Below are 26939 nucleotides of genomic sequence, written 5' to 3' on the forward strand. Positions count from 1 at the left end.
CTTCAAAGGATCGAGCGATGAGTAAATCCGTGGAGTTTTTCTTCGACCTCGGCAGCCCAGCCAGTTATCTGGCCTGGACGCAACTGCCCGAGCTATGTGCTCGCCATGCTGTGCAGCTGGTCTATCGGCCGATGCTGTTGGGGGGCGTGTTCCAGGCGACCGGCAACGCATCGCCAGTCATGGTCCCGGCCAAGGGCCGCTACATGATGCTCGACCTGCAGCGGTTCGCGCAGCGCTATGGCGTGGCATTCGGGCTGCCAGCTGGCTTTCCGCTCAATACCCTGGGGTTGATGCGCGGGCTGACGGGCATGCAATTGCACGCACCTGAGCGCTTTGAGGCCTTGCTTGCGTTGCTGTTCAACGCACTTTGGGCAGAGCAACGCGCACTGGGCGATGCGCAGGTGTTGGAGCAGACGTTGGCTGCTGGCGGTTTCGATCCACAGCAGTTCGCCGAGCTGGCAGCGCAAGTCGAGGTCAAACAGGCATTGAAAGCGGCAACCGAGGAAGCAGTTACGCGCGGCGTATTTGGCGCGCCGACCTGTTTTGTCGAGGGGCAGATGTTCTTTGGTCAGGACCGGTTGGACTTTGTCGAACAGGCCTTGCGCTAGCTATCCAGGCCTAGCAGTAGCTCGATCTGTCGGCGCTCCCAGATGCTTAGCAGCTCGACCGGGTTGGTGCCGTAGCGCTGCCAGCTGTCACCGTTGCTGCTGACACCTTGCGGGGTGCAGCAGCTGGCGCAGTGGGCGAGGCCTTCGGGATCGATGATCAAACTCAGTTGCCAGCCGGCGCTGCTGACTTCGATCAGGTCTGGGCGCGGGCGCGCACAGACCTGCAACGGCTCCACCCCCATCGCAACATCACGCAGGCATTGGTATACCTCACGGCTGCTGGGCGCGCGCATGCTGTCGATCAGAAGTTGGCCGGGGTGTTGGCGCTGATGATCTCAGCCTCGTCCTGGCCGATGTTCTTGAAGCTGTGGGCCAGGGTAGTGGGAATGTAGTAACCATCGCCGGCATTGAGCACGCTGACCTGGCCGTCTACCCACAGCTCAATGGTGCCGCGGGTAACCAGGCCGCATTCTTCGCCTTCGGCATGCACGATCGGCTCGCCGGAATCGGCGCCAGGCGCATACAACTCACGCAGCATACGCATCTGCCGGCCTTCGACGCTGGCACCGACCAGCAGCATGCGCAGGCCGTTGCGGCCCAGGTCGGGCTGGTCGCCGCCGCGGAAGACAAAGCGCTCTTCGCGCACCGGGGTATCGAAACTGAAGAACTCCGCCAGGGACATGGGGATGCCTTCAAGCAGCTTTTTCAAGGAACTGACAGAGGGGCTGACGCGGTTTTGCTCGATCTGCGAGATGGTCGAATTGGTCAGGCCGCTGCGGCGAGCCAGTTCTCGTTGCGAGAGGCCGTTGCGTTCACGCACCAGTTTGAGTCGTGTCCCCGTGTCCATTAGCCGCCTTGTCTGTACTGAAGAGTGGTGTAAAAAATAATAAGCGACGCATTAAAACACACTCTTGTCAGCAACGCGCTGCGCATCTAAACGGCGCTGGTCGTGGTGGCTTGAGTCACGGCCAGCGCCTGCTGCAGCTTATTTGCCGTCGCGCAGCGGCCCCGGCCACATGCTTTTGAACACAGCATCGCGGCGGACCCAGGCGTGCATCAATGCCGCACCCAGATGCACCAGCACCGTGGCAAACAGCAGATAGCCAGCCCAGCTGTGTGCGCCTCGCAGCAGCGCATACAGCTGCAGGTCGTGCGGGGCAATGGCCGGCAACTGCAAGGGGCGTGGATAACCACCGGCCGAGAGCATCGCCCAGCCCAGCAGCGGCATGCTCAGCATCAGGCCATACAGGGCAATGTGCGAGGCCTTGGCGGCTAGCCGCTGCAGTGCGGGCAGGTCTGCCGGCAGCGGTGGATGGGGAACTGTCAGGCGTACAGCGATGCGTACCAGCACCAGCAGCAACAGCAACAGGCCGGTTGCCTTGTGCAGTTCCACCAGCAACGGATGGCGGGTCGACAGGTCGCTGACCATGCCCACGCCGATAAACAGCATGGCCAGGATCAGCACCGCCATCAGCCAGTGCAGCAACCGCGCGAAGGGGTGAAAGGCAGCAGGTTTCATGGCCGTACTCCAGTGTTGAGAGACTCGCGGCTACGCCGATTGAAGGACTCCGAGTAGGCCGCCGAGCGTGCTGCCAGGATCGGATCGGCAGTGGCCTGAATGCCGCTCGGCAGAATCAGCGGGTCGAAGTTGAGGTCACGGCAGGCGCCTTGCTCGGGGGCATCGACGGCATTGATCACCAGCGTGCCGGCATCGATGCTGCGCCGTTGCGCCGGCCACGGTTTGGACGGGTCTTCCAGCGGGTCGCCCGGCTCGGCCAGCACCAGGCGCAAGGTCCAGCGCAGTGGGCCCTGGCTCAGCCGTTGGGCGAGGTCGTGCTGCAAGAACAGCGTGTCGCTGACCTGTGCGGGGAGGGCGCTATAGGGTGTTTGCGGCTCGACCTGCCAGCGCACCGGCTGCTCTTTGCCCTGGCGGTCGATCAGGCGGAAGGCGTTGATGCTGTGGTATTGGGTGCTGGCGAAGCTGTCGCTGGGCTTGTATGAGGCCGCCCATTGGCGAAACGCCGCACTTTCCGGGTGCTCGGCAAAAAACGCCTGCATACGCGCCGGGTCCGGCTTGCCGGTGGCAGGATCCGGGGTCATGGCCAGCACCTGTTGGTAGAACGCCTCTGGGGTGCCGATTGCCAGTACCGGCGGGTTGTTCATGCCGGTGCGCCAGAGCTGGCCGTCGTCGGTGGCAAATTGCAACGCCATGCTTCGCACGGGCACACCGGTGTCAGGCGTGGCCGGGTTGGCGCCGCCAATGGCGAAGCGGCCGATCACTGGCACCCGCGCCTGCTCGAAGACCCGCGCGCTGGACAACGGCGCGGCCAGCCCGCTGCTCTCGAAGTAGCCGGTGACGCAAAGGCCTTTGGCGTGGTTCTTGCGATACCCGGGGTGGTGCCCGGCCTGGGCTTCGAAGGTGTCGATGATGCGTTGCGGGCTGAGTTTGGGGCCGCCGATCCAGCCAGCGGTGTAGGCAAACGCGCAGCCGGCGACGAGCAGGCCAGCGGCAATGGCCGTCAGCCGCCAAAGCTTGGCGGGGCCGTGCACGGGAGTGTTCATAGGCAACATCCGGGTCAGTGAAGATGCGAGTACGACGGGGCGCGGCGCAACTTATTCCAGCCGCCCGGGAATAAATTTCGTGGCGCTGCGTCTGCCCCTTACACTGACTGCCCATGGGCCGGAATCACAGCATGCACGATCTCGACGACTCGCAATGGCGCGAACTGCTGCAGCGCCTGCGCCGCTTTGCCGTGTGGCTGACGCGCGAGCCGGGCAGTGCCGACGACCTGGTCCAGGCCACCATCGAACGCGCCTTGAGCCGTAGTGGCCAGCAGCGCGAGGCCGACGCGCTGCGGGCGTGGCTGTTCAGCATCCTCTATCGGCTGTTTCTCGACAGCAAGCGCCGCGACCGGCTGCACCGGCGCTGGCTGGCCTGGTTCAGCGGCGGCCAGGAGATCAGCGAGCCGATCGGCGACAATACCGAAGACATCATCTTCGCCCAGGCCGACTTGCAGGCATTTGCCCAGTTGTCGGCCGAGCAGCGCGCGCTGCTGTTGCTGGTCAGCGTCGAGGGCTTGAGTTACAAGGAGGCCGCCGAGGCCTTGGCTATCCCTATCGGCACGGTCATGTCGCGTTTGTCGCGGGCCCGTGCAGCATTGCGCCAACTGACCGAGGGCAGCCCAGCGTCCCCGGCCCTGCGGAGATTGAAATGACACGCCTGACCCCCACCGAGCACGAGTTGCACGCCTATATCGACGAGCGCCTCGACCCTGTGCGCCGCGCTGAAGTCCACGCGTGGCTGGCCGCCAATCCGCAGGAGGCTGCGCGTATCGAGGCCTGGCGCAACGACGCCCGGCGCCTGCGTGCAGCCCTGGCCGGTTTTGGCGAACTGGCCCCTGGCCCGCAGCTTGAGCTTGGCCAGCTGCAGCGGCGCCTGCGCCAACGGCGTGTACGCCGGCTGGCGACGGCTGCGGCGTTGCTGTTGAGCCTGGGTGTCGGCGGCATGGGCGGCTGGCAGGCGCGGCAAATGAGCATGGCATCAATCGAATTGCCCATGGCCGATGCGCTGCAGGCCCATCGGTTGTTTGTCGGCAGCAGCGCTTTGGATATTCAGGCCAGCGACCCTGGCCAGCTGCGCGCCTGGCTGGGCAGCCATTTCAATCGGGTCGGCCAATTGCCCGACCTGGCCGGCTTGGGCTTTCAGCCAGTGGGTGCGCGCCTGCTGAGCAACGAGCAAGGGCCGGCGGCGCTGGTGGTGTTCGAAGACAAGCAGGGCGAGCGGGTCAGCCTGTTCATGCGCCTGCCCGGCGAGCACTTTGCCAAGATGCCGACCGGTCAACGCACCGATGGCCAGCTGGAAGCGCGCTACTGGTCGCATGGCGCCTACAACTTCGCGTTGGTCAGCGACGCTGACGATCAGCGCAGCGAGTCGCTGCGTGAAGTACTTGGCGTCAGCCTGTAGCGGTTGCTGTCAGCCGCGCATCTGTTCGATCAGGTGCCACAAGCGCGGGTCGTTGAAGTCATCGATAACCAGTTGCGCGCCGGCTTGCTGCAAGCGTTCGGCCGTCTGGGTGGTGGCTATGGCCACGGTGAAGATCCCGGCAGCGCTGGCAGCGGTTACGCCGGGCAGTGAGTCTTCAAACGCCAGCGCATGCTCGGCATTCGCCTGCAGCCGCTCCAGGCCGGTCAGGTAGGGCAGCGGATCGGGCTTGGCCCGCGCCAGTTCGTCGGCTACCAGCACCTGCGTGAAGCGCTCGGTCAGGCCCATTGCGCCAAGCATGTGTTCGGCATTCAAGCGCGGCGCATTGGTCACCACACACATGCCGATGGCCTCTGCCTGGGCGTAATCGAGCAAACGCAGTAACCCAGGCAACGGTTGCAGTTCAGGGGCGAGCTCGCGAAACAGCGCTTCCTTGCGCTCCGCCAGCGCCTGGCGCTGCGCCGGGCTCTGATCTGGGAACAGCCTGGCGAATAGCTCACCGTTGGCCTGACCGCTGATCTGTTCATCGAACTGGGCCTGGGTCAGCTCGCGGCCGTCCTGCTCGTGCAGCAGTTGGCGGAAGGCTTGCAGGTGCAGCGTGTCGGTATCGGTCAGGGTGCCATCGAGGTCAAACAGCAGGGCGGTCAGCATCGGTTATCCATAAGCTTGTACATCGAGCAGGGGATCATAACCAATGCGCACGACGAAGGGGGCTGTTCAGTTTTAGCAGAAAAGAGTACAAATGTGCTCCATGGACAATATGACCCCCAAACGCCGCGCGATTCTGGCTTTTATCCGCGAGCGCATTACCGATCACAGCCAGCCTCCGAGCCTCGCCGATATCGCCGAGCGCTTTGGTTTTGCCTCGCGTAGCGTTGCCCGCAAGCACATCAGTGCGCTGTGCCAGGGCGGCTACATCGACGTCACGCCCAATCAGGCCCGCGGTATCCGCCTGGCCGAGCCTTTGCGCCGGCCAGAAATCCTTGAACTGCCGGTACTCGGCCAAGTCGCTGCTGGTGCGCCGATCGGGCCTGACCTGGATATCCACGAGCAGTTGCTGCTCGACCCAAGCCTGTTCCGGCGCACGCCCGACTACCTGCTCAAGGTGCGCGGCGAGTCGATGATCGACGACGGCATATTTGACGGTGACCTGGTCGGCATCCGCCAGCAAGGCGAAGCCGACGACGGCCAGATCGTGGTCGCCCGGCTGGATGGCGAGGTCACTATCAAGCGTCTGCAGCGCATCCCCGGCGGCTTTCGTTTGCTGCCGCGCAACCCGGCCTATGCGCCGATCGAGGTTGGCCCTGAGCGCGACTTCTGTATCGAAGGGGTCTTCTGCGGCCTGCTGAGGCGCGACTGATGGGCGCCGTGGTCGATCTGGACGGCCTGCTCGACCAGCGCCGAATTTGGCGTGGCCGGCAAACCCAGGCGCGCCCGCTCGGCCTGCAGCCAACCGGCCATGCCCAGCTCGATGAGCGCCTGCCCGACGGCGGTTGGCCTGCCGCTGCGCTGAGTGAGCTGCTGTTGGCCAGTCCAGGCTGTGGTGAATTGCAATTGTTATGGCCGAGCCTGGCCCGGCTCACCGCAGAGTCCGGGCGGGTAGTGCTGATTGCCCCGCCGTTTATCCCTTTTGCGCCGGCGTGGCAGGCAGCCGGGGTTGATCTGCGCTGGCTGACCCAGGTCGAGGCTGCGCCTACCGATGCCTTGTGGGCTGCCGAGCAGTGCTTGCGTTCGGGCAGTTGTGCAGCCGTGCTGTGCTGGCCTGAACGGGCCGATGATCGCGCCTTGCGCCGCTTGCAGGTGGCTGCCGAAACCGGCCAGGCGCTGGCGTTTGCCTGCCGCCTGCAGCACGCGGCGCACAATCCGTCACCGGCGGCGCTACGTATTGCTGTCGATACCCGGCCCGCACAATGGCGGGTGCTCAAGTGCCGCGGCGGCATGCCGCCTGCTTTGCCAATCGCCAGTCGCGGGCAGGGTTGATGCAGCATGTTGTGGGCCTGCATTCTATTGCCGCAGCTGACGCTGGACAGCGTCCTGCGTGAACGCGATGACCCGGATACGCCGCTGGTATTGATCGGCGGGCCGACTCAGCGCCGGGTGCTGCAAGCAGTCAACCCGGCTGCTGCCAGGCTCGGCTTGCGCGCTGGGCAGACGCTGACGGCCGCCCGCGCATTGGCCGATGGTTTCACCTGCGTTGAAGCCGACCCGGCCCAGGTCGAGCAGGTTCAGCAGTTGCTGGCTGCCTGGGCCTACCGCTACAGCGCGCAGGTCAGCCTGCATTATCCGCGGGCCTTGCTGCTCGAGGTCGGTTCCAGCCTGCAGTTGTTCGGGCCATGGCCTGTGCTCCAGGCGCGCCTGCGCGAAGAGCTGGATGCTCTGGGGCTGCGCCAACGCATTGTGCTGGCGAGCAACCCGGTGGCCGCTCGCATGCTTGCCAACTGTCATGACGGCCTTGCCCTGAGCGATGCCGACGACACCCGCGCGGCCCTGGCCAAGCTGCCGATCAACAAGGTCGGGCTGCCCACCGAGGCCAGCGAGGCCTTTATGCGGATGGGCCTGCGTCAGCTCGGTGAGGTGCTTGGCCTGCCGCGTGATGCGCTGGCCCGGCGCTTTGCCGCCGGGGTGCAACTGCATTTGGATCAACTGCTGGGGCTGCGCAGTCTGGGTCTTGAGTTCTACCTGCCGCCGGACCGCTTCGAGACGCGTCTAGAGCTCAACTTCGACGTTGAATCGCATCAGGCCTTGCTGTTCCCGTTGCGGCGGATGATCAACGACCTGGCGGCATTTCTGGCCGGGCGCGACTGTGGGGTGCAGCGCTTCGAACTGCACCTTGAGCATGTTGAGGGCCCGGATACCGTGCTCAAGGTCGGGTTGTTGGCCGCCGAACGTGATGCGACCCTGCTGTTCGAGCTGGCCCGCGGGCGCCTCGAGCCGCTGCGCATCACTGCGCCGGTGCGCAACCTGCGTTTGCTGGCAGCAGACCTGCCGGCCTTTGTGCCGCAGCATCAAGCGCTGTTCGACCCGCGCGCGCAACAGGCGCAGCCGTGGGAGCAACTGCGCGAACGGCTACGCGCGCGGCTGGGTGATGAAGCGGTGCAGGGCCTGCGTGCCGAAGCCGATCATCGCCCCGAGTGCGCTTGGCAACTTGACAGCCAAGGTGCGTCCGGGCCGCTGCAGGCTGCTGTAGATAGCCGCCCGGGTTGGTTGTTGGCGGCGCCTTTGCGCTTGAGCGAGGCCGATGTGCAGCTGTTGGGGCGAGCCGAACGGATCGAATCGGGCTGGTGGGATGGCGGCGATGTGCGCCGTGACTACTACCGCATCGAAACCCGTGAAGGCTTGCGCGGCTGGGCCTATCAAGACCTCGCCGAGCCTGGTCCGCTGTGGTTGCAGGGGTGGTTCGCATGAGCGCCGGCGGCTATGCCGAGCTGCATTGCCTGTCGAACTTCAGCTTCCAGCGTGGCGCTTCCAGTGCCGACGAGTTGTTCAAACGTGCCCGCGAGCAAGGCTATACGGCGCTGGCGATCACCGATGAGTGCACCCTGGCCGGTATCGTACGCGGCTGGCAAGCCGCCAAAGCGCACCAACTGCGGCTGATCGTCGGCAGCGAAGTACGCTTGCAGGACGGGCCGAAACTGGTTTTGCTGGTCGAGAATCTGCGCGGCTATCAGAGCCTGTGTGGCTTGATCACCCGCGCCCGGCGGCGGGTGGGCAAAGGCGAGTATCAGTTGTTTGCTGCGGACCTTGAGGCCAATTGCGAGGGCTTGCTGGCGCTATGGATACCGGATGCGGCTGACGACGCGCACGCCGCTCAGTGGCTGCGTGAGCTGTTTGGCGAACGGCTGTACCTGGCCGTGCACCTGCACCGTGGCGCTGACGACACTACGCGCCTGGCTCGTTTGCGCACGCTGGCTGCCCAGTTAGACATTCGCGCTGTGGCCTGTGGTGATGTGCACATGCACAGCCGTGGACGGCGCGCCCTGCAGGATTGCATGACCGCCGTGCGCCATCACTGCACGATTACCAGCGCCGGGCGTTACCTGTTCGCCAACGGCGAACGCCACCTGCGCAGCCTGGCTCAGCTCAACGAGCTGTACCCTGCAGACTTGCTCGAACAAAGCCAGTTGATCGCCGAGCGCTGTCACTTCGACCTGAGTGAACTGAAATACCAGTATCCACGCGAAGTAGTGCCGCCAGGGCAAACCCCGGCCAGTTGGCTGCGCCACCTGTGTGAACAGGGCCTGCCCCGGCGTTGGCCGGACGGCGCCAGTGCCGAGGTGCGCCAGGTCCTCGACAAGGAGCTGGCGCTGATCGAAGAGCTGCACTACGAGAGCTACTTTCTCACCGTGCACGACATCGTCGATTTCGCCCGCAAGCAAGGCATTCTCTGTCAGGGCCGCGGTTCGGCGGCCAACTCGGTGGTGTGTTTTGTGCTCGGCATCACCGAGCTTGATCCGATGCAGCATCATCTGCTGTTCGAACGGTTTCTCTCACGCGAGCGCAACGAGCCACCCGACATTGATGTGGACTTCGAGCACAACCGCCGCGAAGAGGTCATTCAGTATGTGTTCCGCCGCTATGGTCGCCACCGTGCGGCACTGACCGCCGTGGTCAGTACCTATCACGCGGCTGGCGCGGTGCGCGATGTGGCGCGGGTGCTCGGGCTGCCGGCCGATCAGGTCGATGCGCTGGCCAAGTGCTGCGGCCGCTGGACGGATCGCATCCCCGATGCGCAGCGCCTGGCCGAAGCGGGCTTCGAGGCGCAAAGCCCGTCGTTGCGGCGGATTCTGGTGCTGGCCGGCGACCTGATCGGTTTCCCCCGGCACCTGTCGCAGCACCCTGGGGGCTTTGTCATTTCCGAGCAACCGCTGGACCAGCTGGTGCCGGTGGAAAACGCGGCGATGGCCGAGCGCACGGTGATCCAGTGGGACAAGGACGACCTCGATATGGTCGGCCTGCTCAAGGTCGACGTGCTGGCGCTGGGGATGCTCAGCGCGCTTCGCCGTTGTTTCGATCTGCTCGCGCAGCACCGTGGGCGCCATTTGACCCTGGCTACCATTCCCAGCGAAGACCCTGCGACCTACGCCATGATCAGCCGCGCCGAGACCATCGGTGTGTTTCAGATCGAATCACGCGCGCAGATGGCCATGCTGCCGCGGCTCAAACCCAAGACGTTTTATGACCTGGTAATCGAAGTGGCGATCGTCCGCCCGGGCCCGATTCAGGGCGACATGGTCCACCCGTATCTGCGCCGGCGGCTAAAGCAGGAAGAGGTGACGTATCCGTCGCCAGCGCTCGAGGCCGTGTTCAAACGCACGCTGGGTGTGCCGTTGTTCCAGGAACAGGTCATGGAGTTAGCGATGGTTGCCGCCGACTACAGCCCTGGCGAAGCCGATCAGTTGCGCCGCAGCATGGCCGCCTGGAAGCGGCACGGCGGCCTTGAACCGCATCGCGTGCGCTTGCTCGAGGGCATGCTGCGTAACGGCTACGAGCTGGCCTTTGCCGAGCGCATCTTCGAGCAGATCAAGGGCTTTGGCAGTTATGGCTTCCCTGAGTCGCACGCTGCCAGCTTTGCCTTGTTGTGTTACGCCAGCAGCTGGCTCAAGTGCCACGAGCCGGCGATCTTCACCTGTGCCTTGGTCAACAGCTGGCCAATGGGCTTCTACAGCCCTGACCAGTTGCTCCAGGACGCCAGGCGCCAAGGGATCGAAGTGCGCCCGGTGGACGTCTTTTACAGCGAGTGGGACTGCACCCTTGAGCCGTTGGCCGGCGGCGCCTTGGCGATCCGCCTGGGCTTGCGCCAGATCCGCGGGTTTACCCAAGCCGATGCCTTGCGCCTGGCACAGGCCAGGCAGCAACGACCTTGGCGCGATGTCGAAGACCTGTGCCTGCGCGCCGAACTCGACAGCCGTGCCCGCGCGCGCCTGGCAGATGCCGGGGCGTTGCGCGGGTTGGCCAGCGATCGTCATCAGGCCCGCTGGCAGGTGGCTGCCGTGCAGGCGCAACTGCCCTTGTTCGCCGATATCGGCAGCGCAGGCGAGCAGGCCGTGGCGTTGCCAAGGCCAACCGTGGCGCAGGACCTGGTAGCCGATTACGCCACCCTTGGCACCACCCTTGGGCCGCACCCGTTGAGTCTGTTGCGCCCGCGTCTGCGCGCGCTGGGTTGTCGCAGTTCGGCGGAGCTGGACAGCGTCGAGCATGGCGATGCAATTGCTGTGACCGGTCTGGTGGTTGGCCGGCAGCGTCCTGGCACGGCCAGCGGGGTGACGTTTGTCACCCTGGAAGACGAGGCGGGCATGGTCAACGTGGTGGTCTGGCGCGACCTGGCCGAGCGTCAGCGGCGGGCGCTGGTTGGCGCCCAGTTGCTCAAGGTCAGTGGCCGACTGGAGCACGAGAAGGGCGTCAGGCACTTGATTGCCCGGCGCCTGGAAGACGTCAGCCCGCTATTGCAAGGGCTGGACGTGCGCAGCCGCGACTTTCACTGAGGCCCGCCTAGACCATCGCCAGGTGCTGCTTGCGCGTAGGCGGGGCAAAGGCCTGATCAATCGCTTGCAGGTCGGCAGCGCTCAAGCACAGCTCGCCTGCCGCGGCATTGAGCTGCACATGCCTTGGGTCGACGGCCTTGGGGATGGCAATCACTCCCGAATGGCGGGTAACCCAGGCCAGGCTGACCTGCGCTGGGGTGGCGTTATGGCGCTCGGCGATTTCGGCTATCAGCGGATGCTGCAGTAGCTGACCTGCCTGGGCCAGCGGGCAGTAGGCCATGATCGGCATCTGCTGCGCCTGGCTCCAGGGCAACAGGTCGAACTCGATGCCGCGTTGGGCCGGGTTGTACAGCACCTGGTTGGCTGCACAGGCCGCGTTATCAAGCTCAACCATGTCGTCCAGATCGAAGTTGGAAACACCCCAGCGACGAATCTTGCCTTGTTCGCGCAAACGCTCGAAGGCCTCGACGGTTTCTTCCAACGGATACTGGCCACGCCAGTGCAGCAGGTACAGGTCAATGCAATCGGTGCCCAGCCGGCGCAGGCTGCGCTCGCAGGCTTGCGGCACGCCGCGCTGGCTAGCGTTGTGCGGGTAGACCTTGCTGACCAGAAACACCTGGTCACGGCGACCAGCCATGGCGGCGCCGACCACTTCCTCGGCGCCACCTTCGGCATACATCTCGGCGGTGTCGATCAGGCTCATGCCAAGCTCGATGCCTTGCTGCAAGGCCGCCACCTCGGCGGCCTTGCGCGCCGGGTCTTCGCCCATGTACCAGGTGCCTTGGCCTATGGCGGCAACGCGGCGGTCTGCAAGTTCTACTGTGCGCATGTCAACTCCTGTGGCGGGGTGTGGGCAATGACTACATCCAGCAGCGCCTCGGCTGCGGTTGAAAGCTTGTGTTCACTCAGCGAAATAACGCCAATACGCCGCTCGACGCTGGGTTCAACCAAGGCGACGCAGCGGGCGCCAAGCTCCTGCATCTGCTTGATGCACAGGGCCGGCACAGCGCTGACGCCAAGGCCATTGGCGACCATGCGGCCGATGGTGGTCAACTGATGGCTTTCGAACGCCACGGTCAACTTGCCGTGGCCGGCGGCGACGTTTTGTTCCAGCAGCAGGCGCACCGCAGACGGTCGTTGCAGGGCGATGAAATCTTCGGCCAGCAATGCCTGCCAGCTCACCTCATGCTGCAGCGCCAGCGGTGAGTCTGCTGGCACCACCGCCACGAAGCGGTCCATGTACAGCGGCACAAAGCGCAGACCGTCGAGGTTGTCCGGCTCGAAACCAATGCCTAGTTCGACGCGGCGATGGCGCACCAGTTCCTGCACCTGTTCATTGATCACGTCATGCACGGTGACGTTGACCCGCGGATAACGCTGGCGAAACACCTTCAATGCCTGCGGCAGCAGGTTGCCGGCAAAGGCCGGCATCGCCGCCACCGAGACCCGCCCCAGTTGCAAGGTAAAGCGCTGGCGCAGCATCTCTTCGGTGTCGTCCCAGTCGGCCAGCAGCCGCCGCGCCAACGGCAGCAGCACCTCGCCTTCGGGGGTCAGGCTGACGCTGCGGGTGGTGCGGGCGAGCAGGGCGCCGCCGAGGTTGTCCTCCAACGCCTTGATGGTCAGGCTCAAGGCCGGCTGCGACACATGCAGATGCTCGCCCGCCTGGGCAAAGCTCAAGTACTTGGCTACGGTGACAAAGGCACGCAACTGCTTGACGTTCATGCGGGGGTGGGCCTTTTGTTTTAGAAAAATTATCAATCGATGACTAAAACAAAATTAACAAATCAGTCGGCAGCGGTGAAGATGGCTGCACGCACAAACAACTATAAAGGCGAATCAGCATGGCCGGACTGGACAAGCGCGTTGCAACCTACGAAGAGGCCCTGGCAGGCCTGACCGACAACATGACCGTACTGGCCGGCGGCTTCGGCCTCTGCGGCATCCCGGAAAACCTCATCGCCCAGATCAAGCGCAGCGGGGTCAAGGGCCTGACCGTGGTCTCGAACAACTGCGGCGTCGATGGGTTCGGCCTGGGCATCCTCCTCGAAGAACGGCAGATCGCCAAGATGATCGCGTCCTACGTCGGCGAAAACGCCGAGTTCGAGCGTCAGTTGCTCAGCGGCGAACTTGAAGTGGTACTGACCCCCCAAGGCACTCTGGCAGAAAAAATGCGCGCGGGCGGCGCTGGCATACCGGCGTTCTTCACCGCCACCGGCTACGGCACCCCGGTTGCCGAAGGCAAGGAGGTGCGTGAGTTCAATGGCCGCAAGTACATCCTCGAAGAAGCCATCACCGGCGATTTCGCCATCGTCAAAGGCTGGAAGGCCGACCACTACGGCAACGTGGTGTATCGCAACACGGCGCAGAACTTCAACCCGCTGGCCGCAACCGCCGGCAAGATCACCGTGGTCGAGGTCGAGGAGATCGTCGAACCCGGCGTGTTGCTGCCAAGCGAGATCCATACCCCAGGGATCTTCGTCGATCGTGTGATCGTCGGTACCTTCGAGAAGCGCATCGAAAAGCGCACCGTCAAGGCCTGAACGCCGCCCATAGAACAACAAAGAGATCCAGACCATGGCACTGACCCGCGAACAGATGGCCCAACGCGTCGCCCGTGAACTGCAGGACGGCTTCTACGTCAACCTCGGCATCGGTATCCCGACCCTGGTGGCCAACTATGTCCCCGCCGACATGGACGTGATGCTGCAATCGGAAAACGGTCTGCTCGGCATGGGCGAGTTTCCCACCGAGAGCACTATCGATGCCGACATGATCAACGCCGGCAAACAAACCGTCACCGCCCGCCGCGGCGCTTCGATTTTCGATTCGGCACAATCGTTCGCGATGATCCGCGGCGGCCATGTCGACCTGACCGTACTCGGCGCCTTTGAAGTGGATGTGGAAGGCAACATTGCCTCGTGGATGATCCCCGGCAAGCTGGTCAAAGGCATGGGCGGCGCCATGGACCTGGTCGCAGGCGCCGACAACATCATCGTCACCATGACCCATGCATCCAAGGACGGCGAGTCCAAGCTGCTGTCGCGCTGCAGCCTGCCGTTGACCGGTGCTGGCTGCATTCGCAAGGTGCTGACCGACCTGGCCTATCTGGAAATCGAAAACGGGGCGTTCATCCTGCGCGAAACCGCGCCGGGCGTGACTGTCGAAGAAGTGATCGCCAAAACCGCCGGCAAGCTGATCGTTGCCGATGATGTGCAAGAAATGACCTTCTGATCGCCGCCGGTTTACCCCAGCCCCCTGTAGTGGTGGGCTTGCTCTGCAAAGGCCGACCCCTTTGCCGAGCAGGCCCGTTGCTGCAGGTTTTTTGCGTGTGCCTTGAAATCCCCTGACAAGACCAATAAAAGGAAAACTACCGTGGCCGCTGAAATTCAGGATAGCCGCTCCGCCCGGTTCGCTCTGCGCTGCTCCAACTGGGCCGAACGCTGGTTCCCCGACTCGTGGGTATTTGCCGCCTTGGCGGTGGTGCTGGTGTGCGTGGCCGCAATGGCCATGGGCGCCAAGCCGACCGACACTGCCAAGGCCTTTGGCGATGGTTTCTGGAGCCTGATCCCGTTCACCATGCAGATGGCCTTTGTGGTCATCGGCGGTTATGTGGTCGCCAGCTCACCGCCGGCGGCACGGCTGATCGATCGGCTGGCACGGATCCCGAAAAACGGCCGTTCTGCAGTCTGCTGGGTGGCGCTGATCTCGATGGTGGCGTCGTTGCTCAACTGGGGCCTGTCGCTGGTGTTCGGCGGCTTACTGGTAAGGGCATTGGCCCGCCGCACCGACCTGAAAATGGACTATCGCGCTGCTGGCGCAGCGGCCTACCTTGGCTTGGGCGCGGTATGGGCGCTGGGCTTGTCGTCGTCGGCGGCGCAGCTGCAGGCCAACCCGGCCAGCCTGCCACCGTCGATCCTGTCGATTACCGGCGTGATTCCCTTCACCGAGACCATCTTCCTCTGGCAGTCCGGCGTCCTGCTGGCGGCGCTGGTGATCGTCTCGCTGATCGTGGCCTATGCCACCGCACCCGGCGCCAGCAGCGCGCGTACTGCCGAGCAATGCGGTATCGACCCCAGCTTCACCGCGCCGCCGCCGGCGCAGCGTACCCGTCCCGGCGAATGGCTGGAACACAGCCCGGTGCTGACCTTGTTGCTGGTGGCATTGGCTGCAGGCTGGCTGTACCAGGAGTTCGCCAGCAAACCGGCGATTACCGCGATTTCCGGGCTCAACACCTACAACTTCCTGTTCATCATGCTCGGCGCTCTGCTGCACTGGCGGCCGCGCAGCTTTCTCGATGCCGTGACCCGCGCAGTGCCGACCACCACCGGGGTGCTGATCCAGTTTCCCCTGTATGGCTCGATCGCCGCGGTGCTGACTCAGGTCAAGGGCATCGATGAGCAGACTCTGGCTCACCATATCTCGACCTTCTTCGTGCAGATCGCCACGCACGACACCTATGCCTTGCTGATGGGCGTGTACTCGGCGGTGCTGGGCTTCTTCATCCCCTCGGGTGGCGGCAAGTGGATCATTGAAGCGCCGTACGTGATGCTGGTGGCCAACGACCTGCAGTATCACCTCGGCTGGGCGGTACAGATCTACAACGCGGCCGAAGCCTTGCCCAACCTGATCAACCCGTTCTACATGCTGCCGCTGCTTGGGGTGCTTGGGCTCAAGGCGCGGGACCTGATCGGCTTCTCGTTCGTGCAGCTGCTGGTGCATGCGCCGTTGGTGCTAGTGCTGCTGTGGGCACTCGGCTCGACCTTGCAGTACACGCCACCGGTGATGCCGTGAGCGGGTGCGGGCACTTAAACGGTTAAACGCGGTCACAGCCGGGCACATATTTACTCAGGAGCTGTAATGAAGAAGATTTCTCTGTGTCTCGGCGCCGCACTGTTGGCCGGGCTGGCGGGCTGCGCCGGCAATGACCACCTCGACACCAGCCGACTGACCAAGGTCGATGAGAACCACGCCAACCTTGAAGCGAACGGCGCGCGTTATACCCTCGACAGCTACATCATCCCGTTCAACCAGCCATACTTCATCAGCGTCCAGCGCGATGACGGCAAACCGCTGACCATCGCCGAGGCGGCAGCTGTCGCACAGCCGTACATCGAAACACGTGGCTGCACCCAGCCCGTGGCGCGTCGTCCGGATCTGGACAAGAGCAATGCTGCGAAAACCCAGTGGATCGTTGGCATCGAGTGCTGATGACTGGCTGTTTGCTGGTGCGCTGAATCGACAACGCCTGGCTGACCTCTGTTGAGGTTCAGGCAGGCGCTTGTGCAGGGGGGGCTACCCGCTCAAACCGCTCAGCGCAGTTGCGCCATCAGTTCCTGCAGTTTCTGGGCAAAAACGGGCACGGCGGATCACCCCGGTAGTGGTCAGGTCAGAGACAATGACGATGCTCGGCACGCGCTTGGCAATGCTGGCCAGGCTGTACTCGGCGACCTGTTGCCATTCACTGTCGCTCAGGTAGGCGCCTTCAACGGTGCTGCCCAGCGGCGCGATCACGTTGACTCCACTGTCGATCAGGCGCTCGATGCACTGGCCGAGTGCGGGCAGGTCAAGCTGTTCGCCGGCATGGCTGAACGGGGTAACGGTGTAGCCGATGATGCCGTGGAATTGTGTAGTCATGGTGCAAGGCCCCGCAAACAAGGCAGGCTTGCTCGACGCTGGCACCGGTCGACAGCTGGCCGTGGTGCGAGAGACTGATTTGCCCAGCCAGGCCGGAGTCATGGCCGTGGTCGAACAGAATTCGGCAGGTCAGTGCCAGCTTTTCGCGCACGGTCCACGTATTATCGGCGAGCGAACTTTGCATCTGGGTCAGCGCCTGGCGCACCAGTTGCTGTTTGCTGTGTGACAGGGTTGTGGCCATGGGCGACTATCCTCTGCGGCGAATGATGAAGGTCAGCGTTCTGTGCTCGGCTGTGTGGTGTGGTCCGAGCTCGACGACGCAATCTATGACACTAGATAGCCTATGTGACACAAAGTGTCATAAGCAGCAGCGTTTCTTGGGAATACCGAAATTCATGTCTATCCGATTGAAATTGAGTTCATCGATCCGACCTTCAAGGAGCACCAGGGCGAGGAGTTTCTGTTCGTCCATAGTGGCCAGGTTGAGGTCGATTTCATGACCGAGCGGGTGCTCCTGGGGCAGGGCGATGCCTTGCATTTCAACGCCCAGACTCCCCACCGGCTGCGCTCGATTGGCCCGCAGCAGGCGCAGTTGCTGGTGGTCGTGCAGGGCGGCGAGTAAGGGGGCAGGGCGATGATCGAGGTCTCACGGTTCTGGCGCGATCCGGCATTGCCTTTTGTTGAAGCGCGCCGCGTGGGTGACGGCCGCCAGGTGTGTTACGCGGCACACTCCCATGAGAGCTTCTCGCTTGGAGTGATTACGGGTGGGCGCAGCAGCTACATGACCGGAGCGGTCAGTCATGAGGTGACTGCGGGCAATACGGTGCTGATCAAACCGGGCGTGGTGCACAGTTGCAACCCGGTCGCTGGCGAGGCGTGGTCGTACCTGATGCTGTTTGTCGATATGCCGTGGCTGAGTGCGCAAGGCGTGCAGTTGCCAGAGGTAACCTTGAGCCATTCTCCGGCACTGTACAGCCGTGTGCTGGAGTTATTCGCTGACTTGTTCGATAAAGCGACGGCCGAGCGCGAAGGCTTGCTGGCTGCATTTTTTCGGGACTTGCCCGGCTATCTGCAACCTGAGGCCGCGACGCCCAGTGATGAACATGCGCAATTGGAAGCTGGCGCAGCGTTCATCCGCTCGCACCGGCAGGACCCGTTGACCCTCGCCGAGATCTGCGCCGCTGCTGGGTTGTCGCGGGCCTACCTGATTCGCGCCTTCCGCCAGCGCTTTGGGTTGACCCCGCATGGTTATCTGCTGGACCAGCGCGTGCAATATGCGCGCAGCCAACTGCGCCTGGGCCGGCCCATCGCCGAGGTGGCGGTGGACGCAGGCTTTGCTGATCAGGCGCATTTGCAGCGCGCGTTCAAGCGGCACCTGGCGGCAACCCCCGGGCACTACCGTAACGCCTCAGGCGCGCAGCAGCACCACAGCGCTGGCCACGAGTAATGCCGCCAGCAGGCGATTGAACAAGCGCAAGCGCTTCGGCTTGTCCAGGTAGTGGCTGATCACACTGCCGGCCCACGCCCAGCTGGCGATCGAGACAAAGCAGATCGGCGCGTAGATTGCGCTGAACAGCCACAGCAGTGGCTGATCTCCGCCGGTATAGGCGCCCACGCCGGCAACAGCCGCCAGCCACGCCTTCGGGCTCAGCCACTGCATGGCCGCGCCTTGCCAGGCTGAGGGTGCCTGCAGCTGTTGTGCAGCCGCTAGTTCACCGTTGTCGCGGGCCAGTTGCCAAGCCATGTACAGCAGGAACAACACACCGCCCCACAACAGCAACTGGCCCAGCGCTGGCCAGCGCAGCAACAGCTGGTGCACACCCAAACCGCACAGCAGCAGTAGCATACAGAAACCCAGCGTCGCACCTGCGACATGGCCAAGGCTCGCCCGCAGGCCGTGGCGGGCGCCGCTGGCCAGGGCTACGATATTGACGGGGCCGGGTGAAATCGAGGCTGCCAGGGCAAAGGCAGCCATGGACAAGGACAGGCTCATGAGCAGGACTCCAGAGTTGAGGTGCGCTGATGGTGCGCGCCCACCCGGCCTACGTATTGAACCAAAGTCCCCTGCGGTTTGCCTCGGAAACACCTGTTACAGGTTTTGTAATAGTTTCCCGCTGTCAGAAAATACGACTGTAATTGTAGGATCTCCATCCCAATTTCCCATTCAGGTATCTATGAACACCTTCTCGGAGCCCCCCAGTTCCTGGTCGTCCCGGCCATCTTGCACCCCCTCCCGTAACACATCCCTTGTGAGTACCCGCTAATGGAATGGCTTGCCGACCCCACGGCCTGGCTAGGCCTGTTGACGCTTATCGTCCTCGAGCTGGTGCTGGGTATCGACAACCTGGTGTTCATCGCCATCCTGGCTGACAAGCTGCCCCCGCATCAGCGCGACCGCGCGCGGGTGATCGGCTTGAGCCTGGCGCTGATCATGCGCCTGGGCCTGCTGGCGAGTATCTCGTGGATGGTCACCCTGACCGAGCCGCTGGTCGAGCTCTTCGGCAAGACGTTCTCGGGCCGTGACCTGATCATGCTGTTTGGTGGTGTGTTCCTGCTGTTCAAGGCCACCATGGAACTGCACGAACGACTGGAAGGGCATGTTGCGCAGTCCAGCGGCAGCGTCCGCCATTCGGCGTTCTGGCCGATCGTTGCGCAGATCGTGGTGCTCGATGCGGTGTTCTCGCTGGACGCGGTGATCACTGCAGTGGGTATGGTCGAACACCTGTCGATCATGATGATCGCGGTGATCTTCTCGATCGGTATCATGATTGTTGCCAGCAAGCCGCTGACCCGCTTCGTCAACGCCCATCCGACCGTGATCATGCTGTGTCTGGGCTTCTTGATGATGATCGGCTTCAGCCTGACCGCAGAGGGCCTGGGCTTCCATATCCCGAAAGGCTACCTGTACGCGGCGATTGGTTTCTCGATCCTGATCGAGCTGTTCAACCAGCTCGCCCGGGCTCGTCGCAAGCGCAGCCTGCAACAGCATCGCCCACTGCGTGAGCGCACTGCGCATGCGGTATTGCGCCTGATGGGCGGTCGCCGGGTAGAAGCGGACGAAGTTGGTGAAGAGATTGCCGATCTGGTTGAGGGTGGTCAGGAGCAGGTGCTGTTCGATCGCCGCGAGCGGGTCATGATCAGCGGTGTGCTGAACCTTGCCGAACGGCCGATCCGCACGGTGATGACGGTGCGTACCGAAGTCGATGCGCTGGACCTGGCACTGCCTGCCGAGAGCATAACCTTGGCCTTGGCCAACTCGCCATACTCGCGCCTACCGCTGATTCGTAACGGGCGTATCGAGGAGCCGCTTGGTTTCGTGCACAAGAAGGAGCTGCTCAAGGAGTACCTCGAGGGCAACAGACCTGACCTTGAGGCGATGGTGCGGGCGCCCCTGAATCTGCTGGAGAGCTTCAGCATCCTCAATGCGCTGGAGCAGATGCGCGGCCAGTCGACCCATATCGCCTTTGTGGTCAACGAATTCGGTGACTTCACCGGTTTGCTGACCATGACCGATATTCTTGAGTCGATTGCCGGTGAGTTGCCAGACGCCAGTGAGGTCGAAGGCCCGGCCATTGTCGAGGAGGCTGACGGCTTTGTGGTCAGCGGTGCCTTGAACCTTAGCCAGGTGCAGGCGCGGACCGGCTTCAGTGCCCGCGCTACCGAGGACTACCAGACCCTCGCGGGCCTGGTAATGAGCTTGCTGGACCGCTTGCCGCGGGTCGGTGATTGTCTGGCCTGGAACGGCTGGACCATGACCGTGATTGCGGTGGAGGAGCGGCGCGTGCGCCAGGTGCGCCTTACACAGAGCGGCGGCGTTGACGGAGCAGGTGCTTGATGCCCTCGAGCACCAGCACCAGTACTGCCGCCCAGATAGGCAGGTAAGTCAACCACTGGTCACGACCAATGGTTTCGCCCAGCAGCAGGGCGACGCCGACAAGCAGCACCGGTTCGACATAGCTGAGCAGGCCAAACAGGCCGAACGGCAACAGCCGACTGGCGAGTACATAGGCAATCAGTGCACCGGCGCTGATTGCCCCGAGCAGCGGAATCAAGCCGTAGAGCCCGGGGTGTGCACGCAGGTCGGCGGCCGACAGTGGGCCGTGGAACACGAAGTACAGCGCCCACGGCAACAGCAGGAACATGTCGCACCACAGACCGCCCAGGTGATCGGTGCGGCAGCGCCTGCGCAGCACGAAGTAGATCGGGTAGCCGATCATCACCACCAGGGTTTCCCAGGCGAAGCTGCCATGCTGGTACAGCTCGTGGCCTACCCCCAGCGCTGCGCACGCCACTGCCACTTTTTGCAGGCGTGAAAGCCGTTCGCCGTAGACCAGCCGCCCGGTCATGACCATCGCCAGCGGCAACAGGAAATAGCCCATCGACACCTCTAGGCTGCGCCCGTGCAACGGTGCCCAGAGGAACAGCCACAGCTGCACACCCATCAACCAGGAAGTGCCGAGCATGCCCAGTAGCAGCGCCGGGCTGCGGCGCACCCGGGCAAACAGCTCGGCGACACGCTGCCAGTCCTTGCTCAGCAGCATGAAAAAGGTCAGGCAGGGTAGGGTCAGCAGGGTCCGCCAGCCAAAAATCTCTTCGCCGTCGAGCGGCGCCAGCAGCGAGCTGTAGAAGTACATCACGGCGAACAAGCAGGACGCCGTGACCGATGTAACAATTCCTTTTGACACGAATGCCTCAATTACAGTGGATGAACGGTTTGGTCAGCTGCGCATGATCTCAGGGCGAACCTCCTTGGGCAACTGCGGACGAGCCGCCAACGCCTGCAGAAAGTCCTCCAGCGGCATCGGCCGGGCAAACAGGTAACCTTGCTGAAAGTCCACGCCGTGACCTTGCAGATAATCGCGCTGCGTGGCTGTTTCGACACCTTCGGCGACAATGCCCAGGCCCAGCTTGGCCGACAGTTCGATGATGCTCTCGAGGATGTGCTGCGACAGCGCGTCACCACCGATCATGGCGACAAAGCTCTGATCGATCTTGAGGTAATCGACCTTGAACTGACGCAGGTAATTAAGGCTTGACTGGCCGGTGCCAAAGTCGTCGAGGGCGATCATCACGCCCATGTCATGCAGTTTGGCAAACAGCTCGAGCGCAACCGGGGTGGCCTCAAGCAACTTGCGTTCGGTGAGCTCCAGGGTCAAGGCAACTCGCCCAGGAGGAAAGTGCTGCAGGAACGTCCGGCAATCTTCCAGCAAGCTCAGATCCTGGCAGTGGTCGGCAGTGATGTTGATGCCAATGTGAAAGCCGTCTTCCAACAGGGCGGCGTAGGGCGCGAGGCTTTGAGCGGTGTGCAGCATGAGGGCGCGGGTCATCGCGACGATCTGCCCGCTGTGTTCTGCATAGGGGATGAACAGGTCAGGGCGCACCAGACCTTCGCGCGGATGGTTCCAGCGCATCAACACCTCGGACCCGGCCCAGTGGTAATCACCCTTGCGTACTACAGGTTGGAAGTATGGTACGAATTCGTTGGCCTGTAGCGCCCGATCCAGCTCCGCGCGTGGGGACGATGCACGGCGCAGTTGCCAGCGGCAGACACCTGCGGCCGCGACGCCCAGCACCAGTAACAGGGCCATCACCGCAGGGTACTGCTGACTGATCAGTTCGACCTGCTCGCCTGCGGCAAAACCGCCATGGATACTGAACGGATAACGCGTCGAGGCCTGCTCTACTGCGGCGCTGGGCGATGCAGGCGGAGTGCCTTGGTGAACTATGCCATCTTGGCCCATCCAATTGCCGCCGACGCGCAGGTACAGTTGCTGACCGCTGCCAATGAGCCGCAAGGCAGTGAGCAGATGATCACTGTCGACAATGGTGAGCGCCGCGCGTTGTGCGTTGCCTGCACGATAGACCAGCAAGGCATGCCCTGGCGTGACAGAGTTGCCATCCATCAGCCACAGACGGTCGTCAGTGTAATGAATGGGGCTGACATCCTCCTGATGCTCGCCAAACAATGACGTACAGTAGAGGATGTTGTCGCTGACCAGATTGGCTGAGCGCACAAAAGGATTGCGCGTGACCTCACTGCGCAGCGCGACCGCAAGCTGCGCGCACGGCTGCCCTGCCAGTGGCAGCAGGGCCTGGGCTGCCGTTGCCAGGCTGTCAAGAATGTGCTCGACATGGGCAACGACCAGACGGCTGGTTTTCTCGCTGGCCTGATACATGTCACGCTGGCTTTGCCAAGCCATTACACCAGCCCCGCACAATACAGGCAGAAGGCCCACCAGCCACGGGAGCAGGGCATGCCAACGGCGGCGGCCGGGATGTTTGTTTGAAAGGGGCATGTGGACCTGAATGTGACGATGACCTGCCTAGGATAGCCGCTGGTCGGGCTGAGCGGACAACTAAAAGCGCGACAAACCCATTTACGCCCTATAGAATCCAATTACGAATAAAACAATAAAGTCCTCTCATGCTGAGGGCCAAGCCGCCGAGAATGTGCCCCTATGCCACACCATGGGTTCAAATTGATCATTGGTACTTTCCTCGCCCGCAGCGTGCGTGGCATCCCCTGCTCGCCACCCCGGCTGTCCGCCATCGAACGCAACTGAATAATCGTTATTACGCAGTAGATGAGGACACGAACATGGCTGATATCTTCGAAAACCCGATGGGCCTGATGGGCTTTGAGTTCATTGAACTGGCATCGCCGACGCCGGGCGTGCTGGAACCTGTATTTCAGATACTGGGTTTCACCAAGGTCGCTTCGCACCGCTCCAAAGATGTCCACCTGTACCGCCAGGGCGACATCAACCTGATCCTCAACAACGAGCCCAAAAGCATTGCCTCGTACTTTGCTGCCGAGCATGGTCCGTCGGTGTGTGGCATGGCCTTCAAGGTGCGCAACGCCCATGAAGCCTATGCGCGTGCACTCGAGCTGGGCGCGCAGCCGGTGGAGATCGAAACCGGCCCGATGGAGCTGCGACTGCCCGCCATCAAGGGCATTGGTGGTGCGCCGCTGTACCTGATCGACCGTCACGAAGAAGGCAGCTCGATCTACGACATCGACTTCAAGTTCATCGAAGGCGTCGAGCGCAATCCGGTCGGTGCGGGGCTGAAGATCATCGACCACCTGACCCACAACGTCTACCGTGGGCGCATGTCGTATTGGGCCAACTTCTACGAGAAGCTGTTCAACTTCCGCGAAATTCGCTATTTCGACATCAAGGGTGAATATACCGGCCTCACCTCCAAGGCCATGACTGCGCCAGATGGCATGATCCGTATTCCGCTGAATGAAGAATCGTCCAAGGGCGCCGGCCAGATCGAAGAGTTCCTGATGCAGTTCAATGGCGAGGGCATCCAGCATGTCGCCTTCCTTACCGATGATCTGCTCAAGACCTGGGACGCGCTCAAAGCTCTGGGGATGCGCTTCATGACCCCGCCACCACAGACCTACTACGAGATGCTTGAAGAGCGGCTGCCAGGCCACGGCGAGCCGGTGGACCAGCTGCAGCCGCGCGGCATTCTCCTCGACGGCGCGGCTGAATCAGGTGACAAGCGCCTGCTTCTGCAGATCTTCTCGGAGACCTTGTTGGGACCAGTGTTCTTTGAATTCATCCAGCGCAAGGGTGATGACGGTTTCGGTGAAGGCAACTTCAAGGCCTTGTTCGAATCGATCGAGCGGGATCAGGTGCGTCGCGGCGTTCTCGACGTGCAATGACGGCTGGCGCACCCTGCTTGTGGTTCAGGCAGTGGTGCGCTCTCGCTTGCGCCGAGCGCGGAGTATGCCCCAGTAGGTAATGGCGGCAGTCAGCAGACCTACCAGCGTCAGCGAGGGCAAGACCTGAACCATCAGCATACGCGCCTCTGACAGCGTGTACCCCGCTGGATAGCCCACGTTCACCCGATAGTCATGCCGAGTCGACGGCGTACTGCGGAAGAATTCGCTCTGTGAAGGTTGTTGCTGATCGCGGCTATCGCCTTGACTCCAGAGATAAGCGTCCTCGAACTCCAGTACCAACACAAGCCCATCCTGAAAACCCTGCAGTTCTCTGCGCAGCTCAATGCCATAGCTCGTCGCAATGATGCCTGGGCCATCGTTGCTCAACCGGTATTCGACCATCACGCCATTGGGCGTTGTCGGCGAGTCGAAATTCAGCCTGACCGTGCGTCCGGCGGTGATGTCGATGTGATGCGGAATGATCGTTGGCAAGGTGCTGCAGTACGCCAGATCATCTTTGGTCAGCTCCAGTGAGTGGATTCGCGGGTCGCTGGCGGTCATCGCTCGCAGTTGTTCGATCACGTTGTCACACGCCTGGCCGCTGAACTGGCTGGCGGTACTGGCCGTGAGCAACAGACTGTCCAAGCGTCGATCGATCGCGAACAAAGCCTCATGGGCCGATATGCGCGCGTTTTCGTCCAACTTGCGCTCCAGCTGGTAGTACATCACGGTCAGCCCGGAAACGATCGGTATCAGCCCGACCGCCGAGACTAACAGCAGCTCCAGCAAACTACGCCCTGTGTGCATGAGTTTTGACATCGGCAACATCCTTCCCTCTGGTGCTGTCCGCGTTTGGACAACTGGCAGATCAGATTACGTAGGGCGCGACACCGCAGATGTAGGCTTATGTCGATTCAGCTTTGGGGAAACACCAGCTACGCTGTGGGAGCTCGGAGCAAAGCGGGGTCAGAGGTCTCCTGCTTGCCTCGCAAATCCGGCGTTGCAGTGGATCAACTTCCAGCAGATCATGCGCATTAGCACCGAGGCCGGCAATGTCTGGTGCGCCCTGGGTTATACGCCGATCAGAGACGAGCAGGCACGCGTCGCGGGTTTTCTGCATACCGTCATCAACGCCACAGCCAGCGTCGAACCGCCGGGCGAGTGGCGTGAGCTGACTGAGTTTGTGACCGTGGTGGGCAGTGACATCGAATGCCCGTGAGGCCTGCAATCTTGCGGGCACAGTGACCATTCCATCACCGACATTGGCCTGCCTGGCGGATCCAGTGGTCGCCAGGTGGCGCAGGCGATGCTGCGGCTGCAACCGCAGCAGAAGATCCTGTTCATAACCGGCTACAGCGATCACCCGATCGAGCAGGCCTTGGCTAACAGTTTGTACAGTCCGCGTCGCCTCTAACCCCAGTCCTGAAGCCTCGGACAGCGTGCAATTGGTTGCCAGGTGCTACAAGCCTTGTTGCAGAATCGGATCGTCCGGGTTCTGGCGCTCTAGCTCGGCCAGCAGCACTTGCACATTCTGCAGTTGCCCGGTCTCCTTCCAGTACTGGATCAACAAAAGCCGCGCATTGCGATTGGCAGGTTGCCGGTCGAGGATGGTTTGCAGCTGCTTCTGGGCGGCTTCAACCTGCTCGAGCTGATGCAAGGTGACCGCCAGCATGTAGCGGTAATCAGTGTTTTCCGGCTCCAGTTCAACCGCGCGGGCAAACGCCAGCAAGGCATATTCGGTTTGCTGATGGCGATTGAGCCACAGGCCGAGATCGTGCTGCAGAAAGGCCGAGTCTGGCTGCAGCGCCAGCGCTTTGGCCAAAACCTGGCGAGACTCGTCGTGCAAGCCTTGGCGTTCGAGCAGGCGTACCTGGACGGCGAGGGCATCCAGGTTTTGCGGGCTCAGCTGCAAACTGCGCTGCAGGGCCAAAGCGGCATGTGCGTAATCATCCTCATGCAGATACAACCGGGCCAGATGCACTTGCGCGGCACTGTCTTCCGGTTGCGCCAGAAGGGCTCGTTGGTAGGCTTCGAGGGCTTGTTGCAGCGGCCCGAAATACAAGCCGATGGCGTCCGCGTCGAGGCCGAGCAGAGCATCTACTGCCGCGAAGCGCACACTTGGCTCGTCATCATCAAGCATAGGCCCAAGCGCCAGGCTGCGTTGGCCGGCAGGCAACAGGCGGCGAATACTCTCGATGGCTGCGCGACGTACCATCGGGTCATCGTGTTGCAGGTCAAGCCTGGCCAGCTCGAGCGCTTTTGGCGAGGGATAGTTGGGCAACTCGGCATACAGTGCTGCGCGCCGGATGGGCGTCAGGTCGTCACGCTGCAACTGTTGATAGAGCACCCGCGCAGCTCCTGGCAGGCCGTCGTGGGCCTGGCGCAGCGCTTTGCCATAACTGTGCGGCGCGACTGCCGGGACGCTAATTTCGACATCACGCGAGCAGTAGCCGAGGGTGGCCGATACCAGGATCAGAGCGAACACGGCGATCAGGTACAGGCGGTGTCTGGGCATTGGCAGGTCCGGTGGTCAGGTAGCACTGAGCTTGGGCCAGCCG

Annotated in this window: 27 protein-coding genes and 3 pseudogenes; 16 read left to right on the forward strand and 14 right to left on the reverse strand. The window is 62.7% G+C overall.

Annotated elements, in window-relative coordinates:
* Positions 1 to 17: 17 nt before the first annotated feature.
* On the forward strand, positions 18 to 608 hold the full coding sequence (locus tag IDM28_RS09560) for a 2-hydroxychromene-2-carboxylate isomerase (RefSeq protein ID WP_181087737.1): 591 nt from the start codon (positions 18 to 20) through the stop codon (positions 606 to 608).
* Here IDM28_RS09560 and IDM28_RS09565 read toward each other — a convergent pair.
* From IDM28_RS09565 to IDM28_RS09580, 4 genes are all read right to left on the reverse strand, one after another.
* A complete protein-coding gene (locus IDM28_RS09565) occupies positions 605 to 901 on the reverse strand; it encodes a hypothetical protein (protein WP_188035797.1) in 297 nt (98 codons plus the stop codon). The genes IDM28_RS09560 and IDM28_RS09565 overlap by 4 nt on opposite strands.
* Positions 902 to 909: 8 nt before the next feature.
* Positions 910 to 1455: a cupin domain-containing protein gene (locus IDM28_RS09570; RefSeq protein WP_101318818.1), complete on the reverse strand. Its 546-nt coding sequence runs from the start codon at positions 1453 to 1455 to the stop codon at positions 910 to 912.
* Between the two features lie 138 nt (positions 1456 to 1593).
* On the reverse strand, positions 1594 to 2127 hold the full coding sequence (locus IDM28_RS09575) for a cytochrome b (protein ID WP_101318820.1): 534 nt from the start codon (positions 2125 to 2127) through the stop codon (positions 1594 to 1596).
* The gene (locus IDM28_RS09580; RefSeq protein ID WP_101322997.1) at positions 2124 to 3176 is read right to left on the reverse strand and encodes a catalase family peroxidase; all 1053 of its coding nucleotides are present in this window, start codon (positions 3174 to 3176) and stop codon (positions 2124 to 2126) included. The genes IDM28_RS09575 and IDM28_RS09580 overlap by 4 nt, the downstream gene beginning before the upstream one ends.
* 125 nt (positions 3177 to 3301) lie before the next feature.
* Here IDM28_RS09580 and IDM28_RS09585 point away from each other — a divergent pair, with 125 nt between their 5' ends.
* A complete protein-coding gene (locus IDM28_RS09585; RefSeq protein ID WP_101318822.1) occupies positions 3302 to 3823 on the forward strand; it encodes a sigma-70 family RNA polymerase sigma factor in 522 nt (173 codons plus the stop codon).
* Entirely contained in the window at positions 3820 to 4572 is a 753-nt protein-coding gene (locus IDM28_RS09590; RefSeq protein WP_150571888.1) for an anti-sigma factor family protein, read from the forward strand. Before IDM28_RS09585 ends, IDM28_RS09590 begins: the two co-directional genes overlap by 4 nt.
* A gap of 9 nt (positions 4573 to 4581) precedes the next feature.
* On the opposite strand, the gene IDM28_RS09595 is transcribed toward IDM28_RS09590, so the two are convergent.
* Entirely contained in the window at positions 4582 to 5241 is a 660-nt protein-coding gene (locus IDM28_RS09595; RefSeq protein ID WP_188035798.1) for an HAD family hydrolase, read from the reverse strand.
* 91 nt (positions 5242 to 5332) lie between these two features.
* Here IDM28_RS09595 and lexA point away from each other — a divergent pair, with 91 nt between their 5' ends.
* From lexA to IDM28_RS09615, 4 genes are read left to right on the forward strand one after another with little or no spacing between them, the layout of a single operon-like run.
* Positions 5333 to 5950, forward strand: coding sequence for a transcriptional repressor LexA (gene lexA / locus IDM28_RS09600; protein WP_178080761.1), 618 nt, complete (start codon positions 5333 to 5335; stop codon positions 5948 to 5950).
* Entirely contained in the window at positions 5950 to 6570 is a 621-nt protein-coding gene (gene imuA, locus IDM28_RS09605; protein WP_188035799.1) for a translesion DNA synthesis-associated protein ImuA, read from the forward strand. The genes lexA and imuA overlap by 1 nt, the downstream gene beginning before the upstream one ends.
* A 6-nt stretch (positions 6571 to 6576) precedes the next feature.
* Positions 6577 to 7995 carry a Y-family DNA polymerase gene (locus IDM28_RS09610; protein WP_188035800.1) on the forward strand — a complete coding sequence of 473 codons (1419 nt, stop codon included), beginning with the start codon at positions 6577 to 6579 and terminating at the stop codon, positions 7993 to 7995.
* A complete protein-coding gene (locus tag IDM28_RS09615; RefSeq protein WP_188035801.1) occupies positions 7992 to 11072 on the forward strand; it encodes an error-prone DNA polymerase in 3081 nt (1026 codons plus the stop codon). Before IDM28_RS09610 ends, IDM28_RS09615 begins: the two co-directional genes overlap by 4 nt.
* Positions 11073 to 11079: 7 nt before the next feature.
* Here the strand turns inward: IDM28_RS09615 and IDM28_RS09620 are convergent, their stop codons facing one another.
* Together IDM28_RS09620 and IDM28_RS09625 are read right to left on the reverse strand one after the other, a co-directional pair.
* Complete coding sequence (locus tag IDM28_RS09620; RefSeq protein ID WP_188035802.1) at positions 11080 to 11901, reverse strand: aldo/keto reductase; 822 nt, start codon at positions 11899 to 11901, stop codon at positions 11080 to 11082.
* Complete coding sequence (locus tag IDM28_RS09625) at positions 11889 to 12794, reverse strand: LysR family transcriptional regulator (RefSeq protein ID WP_101318835.1); 906 nt, start codon at positions 12792 to 12794, stop codon at positions 11889 to 11891. Before IDM28_RS09625 ends, IDM28_RS09620 begins: the two co-directional genes overlap by 13 nt.
* Positions 12795 to 12913: 119 nt before the next feature.
* On the opposite strand from IDM28_RS09625, the gene IDM28_RS09630 reads away from it, so the two are divergent.
* The 4 genes from IDM28_RS09630 to IDM28_RS09645 all read left to right on the forward strand — a co-directional run bounded on the left by IDM28_RS09630 (position 12914) and on the right by IDM28_RS09645 (position 16280).
* A complete protein-coding gene (locus IDM28_RS09630) occupies positions 12914 to 13612 on the forward strand; it encodes a CoA transferase subunit A (RefSeq protein ID WP_101318837.1) in 699 nt (232 codons plus the stop codon).
* Positions 13613 to 13646: 34 nt separating this feature from the next.
* Positions 13647 to 14303, forward strand: a complete 657-nt coding sequence (locus tag IDM28_RS09635; protein ID WP_101318839.1) for a CoA transferase subunit B — start codon at positions 13647 to 13649, stop codon at positions 14301 to 14303.
* A gap of 141 nt (positions 14304 to 14444) precedes the next feature.
* The gene (locus IDM28_RS09640; protein ID WP_101318841.1) at positions 14445 to 15863 is read left to right on the forward strand and encodes a short-chain fatty acid transporter; all 1419 of its coding nucleotides are present in this window, start codon (positions 14445 to 14447) and stop codon (positions 15861 to 15863) included.
* Positions 15864 to 15929: 66 nt separating this feature from the next.
* Positions 15930 to 16280, forward strand: coding sequence for a hypothetical protein (locus IDM28_RS09645; RefSeq protein ID WP_150569449.1), 351 nt, complete (start codon positions 15930 to 15932; stop codon positions 16278 to 16280).
* A gap of 117 nt (positions 16281 to 16397) precedes the next feature.
* Here the strand turns inward: IDM28_RS09645 and IDM28_RS09650 are convergent.
* Both IDM28_RS09650 and IDM28_RS09655 read right to left on the reverse strand, forming a co-directional pair.
* Positions 16398 to 16706 (reverse strand): annotated as a pseudogene (locus tag IDM28_RS09650) (dihydrodipicolinate synthase family protein); the annotation flags it as partial.
* A 73-nt stretch (positions 16707 to 16779) separates the two neighbouring features.
* Positions 16780 to 16947 (reverse strand): annotated as a pseudogene (locus IDM28_RS09655) (aldolase); the annotation flags it as partial.
* Between the two features lie 156 nt (positions 16948 to 17103).
* Between IDM28_RS09655 and IDM28_RS09660 the strand changes: the two are divergent.
* A pseudogene (locus IDM28_RS09660) lies at positions 17104 to 17328 on the forward strand (cupin domain-containing protein); the annotation flags it as partial.
* 12 nt (positions 17329 to 17340) lie between these two features.
* Positions 17341 to 18153 carry an AraC family transcriptional regulator gene (locus IDM28_RS09665; protein ID WP_188035804.1) on the forward strand — a complete coding sequence of 271 codons (813 nt, stop codon included), beginning with the start codon at positions 17341 to 17343 and terminating at the stop codon, positions 18151 to 18153.
* Here the strand turns inward: IDM28_RS09665 and IDM28_RS09670 are convergent.
* Positions 18115 to 18699, reverse strand: coding sequence for a LysE family translocator (locus IDM28_RS09670; RefSeq protein ID WP_188035805.1), 585 nt, complete (start codon positions 18697 to 18699; stop codon positions 18115 to 18117). The genes IDM28_RS09665 and IDM28_RS09670 overlap by 39 nt on opposite strands.
* A gap of 270 nt (positions 18700 to 18969) precedes the next feature.
* Here IDM28_RS09670 and IDM28_RS09675 point away from each other — a divergent pair, with 270 nt between their 5' ends.
* Entirely contained in the window at positions 18970 to 20541 is a 1572-nt protein-coding gene (locus IDM28_RS09675) for a TerC family protein (RefSeq protein WP_101318849.1), read from the forward strand.
* On the opposite strand, the gene rarD is transcribed toward IDM28_RS09675, so the two are convergent.
* Both rarD and IDM28_RS09685 read right to left on the reverse strand, forming a co-directional pair.
* Positions 20504 to 21391 (reverse strand): EamA family transporter RarD, encoded by an 888-nt coding sequence (gene rarD, locus IDM28_RS09680; RefSeq protein ID WP_101318851.1) that lies wholly within the window; start codon positions 21389 to 21391, stop codon positions 20504 to 20506. The genes IDM28_RS09675 and rarD overlap by 38 nt on opposite strands.
* 33 nt (positions 21392 to 21424) lie before the next feature.
* On the reverse strand, positions 21425 to 23002 hold the full coding sequence (locus IDM28_RS09685; RefSeq protein ID WP_188035806.1) for an EAL domain-containing protein: 1578 nt from the start codon (positions 23000 to 23002) through the stop codon (positions 21425 to 21427).
* 302 nt (positions 23003 to 23304) lie between these two features.
* Between IDM28_RS09685 and hppD the strand changes: the two genes are divergently transcribed.
* Positions 23305 to 24381: a 4-hydroxyphenylpyruvate dioxygenase gene (gene hppD / locus IDM28_RS09690; protein ID WP_101318855.1), complete on the forward strand. Its 1077-nt coding sequence runs from the start codon at positions 23305 to 23307 to the stop codon at positions 24379 to 24381.
* Between the two features lie 24 nt (positions 24382 to 24405).
* Here the strand turns inward: hppD and IDM28_RS09695 are convergent, their stop codons facing one another.
* A complete protein-coding gene (locus IDM28_RS09695) occupies positions 24406 to 25200 on the reverse strand; it encodes a CSS-motif domain-containing protein (RefSeq protein ID WP_188035807.1) in 795 nt (264 codons plus the stop codon).
* Positions 25201 to 25408: 208 nt separating this feature from the next.
* On the opposite strand from IDM28_RS09695, the gene IDM28_RS09700 reads away from it, so the two are divergent.
* Positions 25409 to 25600, forward strand: coding sequence for a hypothetical protein (locus IDM28_RS09700; RefSeq protein WP_150569441.1), 192 nt, complete (start codon positions 25409 to 25411; stop codon positions 25598 to 25600).
* A gap of 240 nt (positions 25601 to 25840) precedes the next feature.
* Here the strand turns inward: IDM28_RS09700 and IDM28_RS09705 are convergent, their stop codons facing one another.
* On the reverse strand, positions 25841 to 26896 hold the full coding sequence (locus IDM28_RS09705; protein ID WP_188035808.1) for a HEAT repeat domain-containing protein: 1056 nt from the start codon (positions 26894 to 26896) through the stop codon (positions 25841 to 25843).
* Positions 26897 to 26939: the final 43 nt, after the last annotated feature.

Source organism: Pseudomonas sp. EZ-C24 (assembly GCF_014525325.1).
Taxonomy (GTDB): Bacteria; Pseudomonadota; Gammaproteobacteria; order Pseudomonadales; family Pseudomonadaceae; genus Aquipseudomonas; species Aquipseudomonas shirazensis.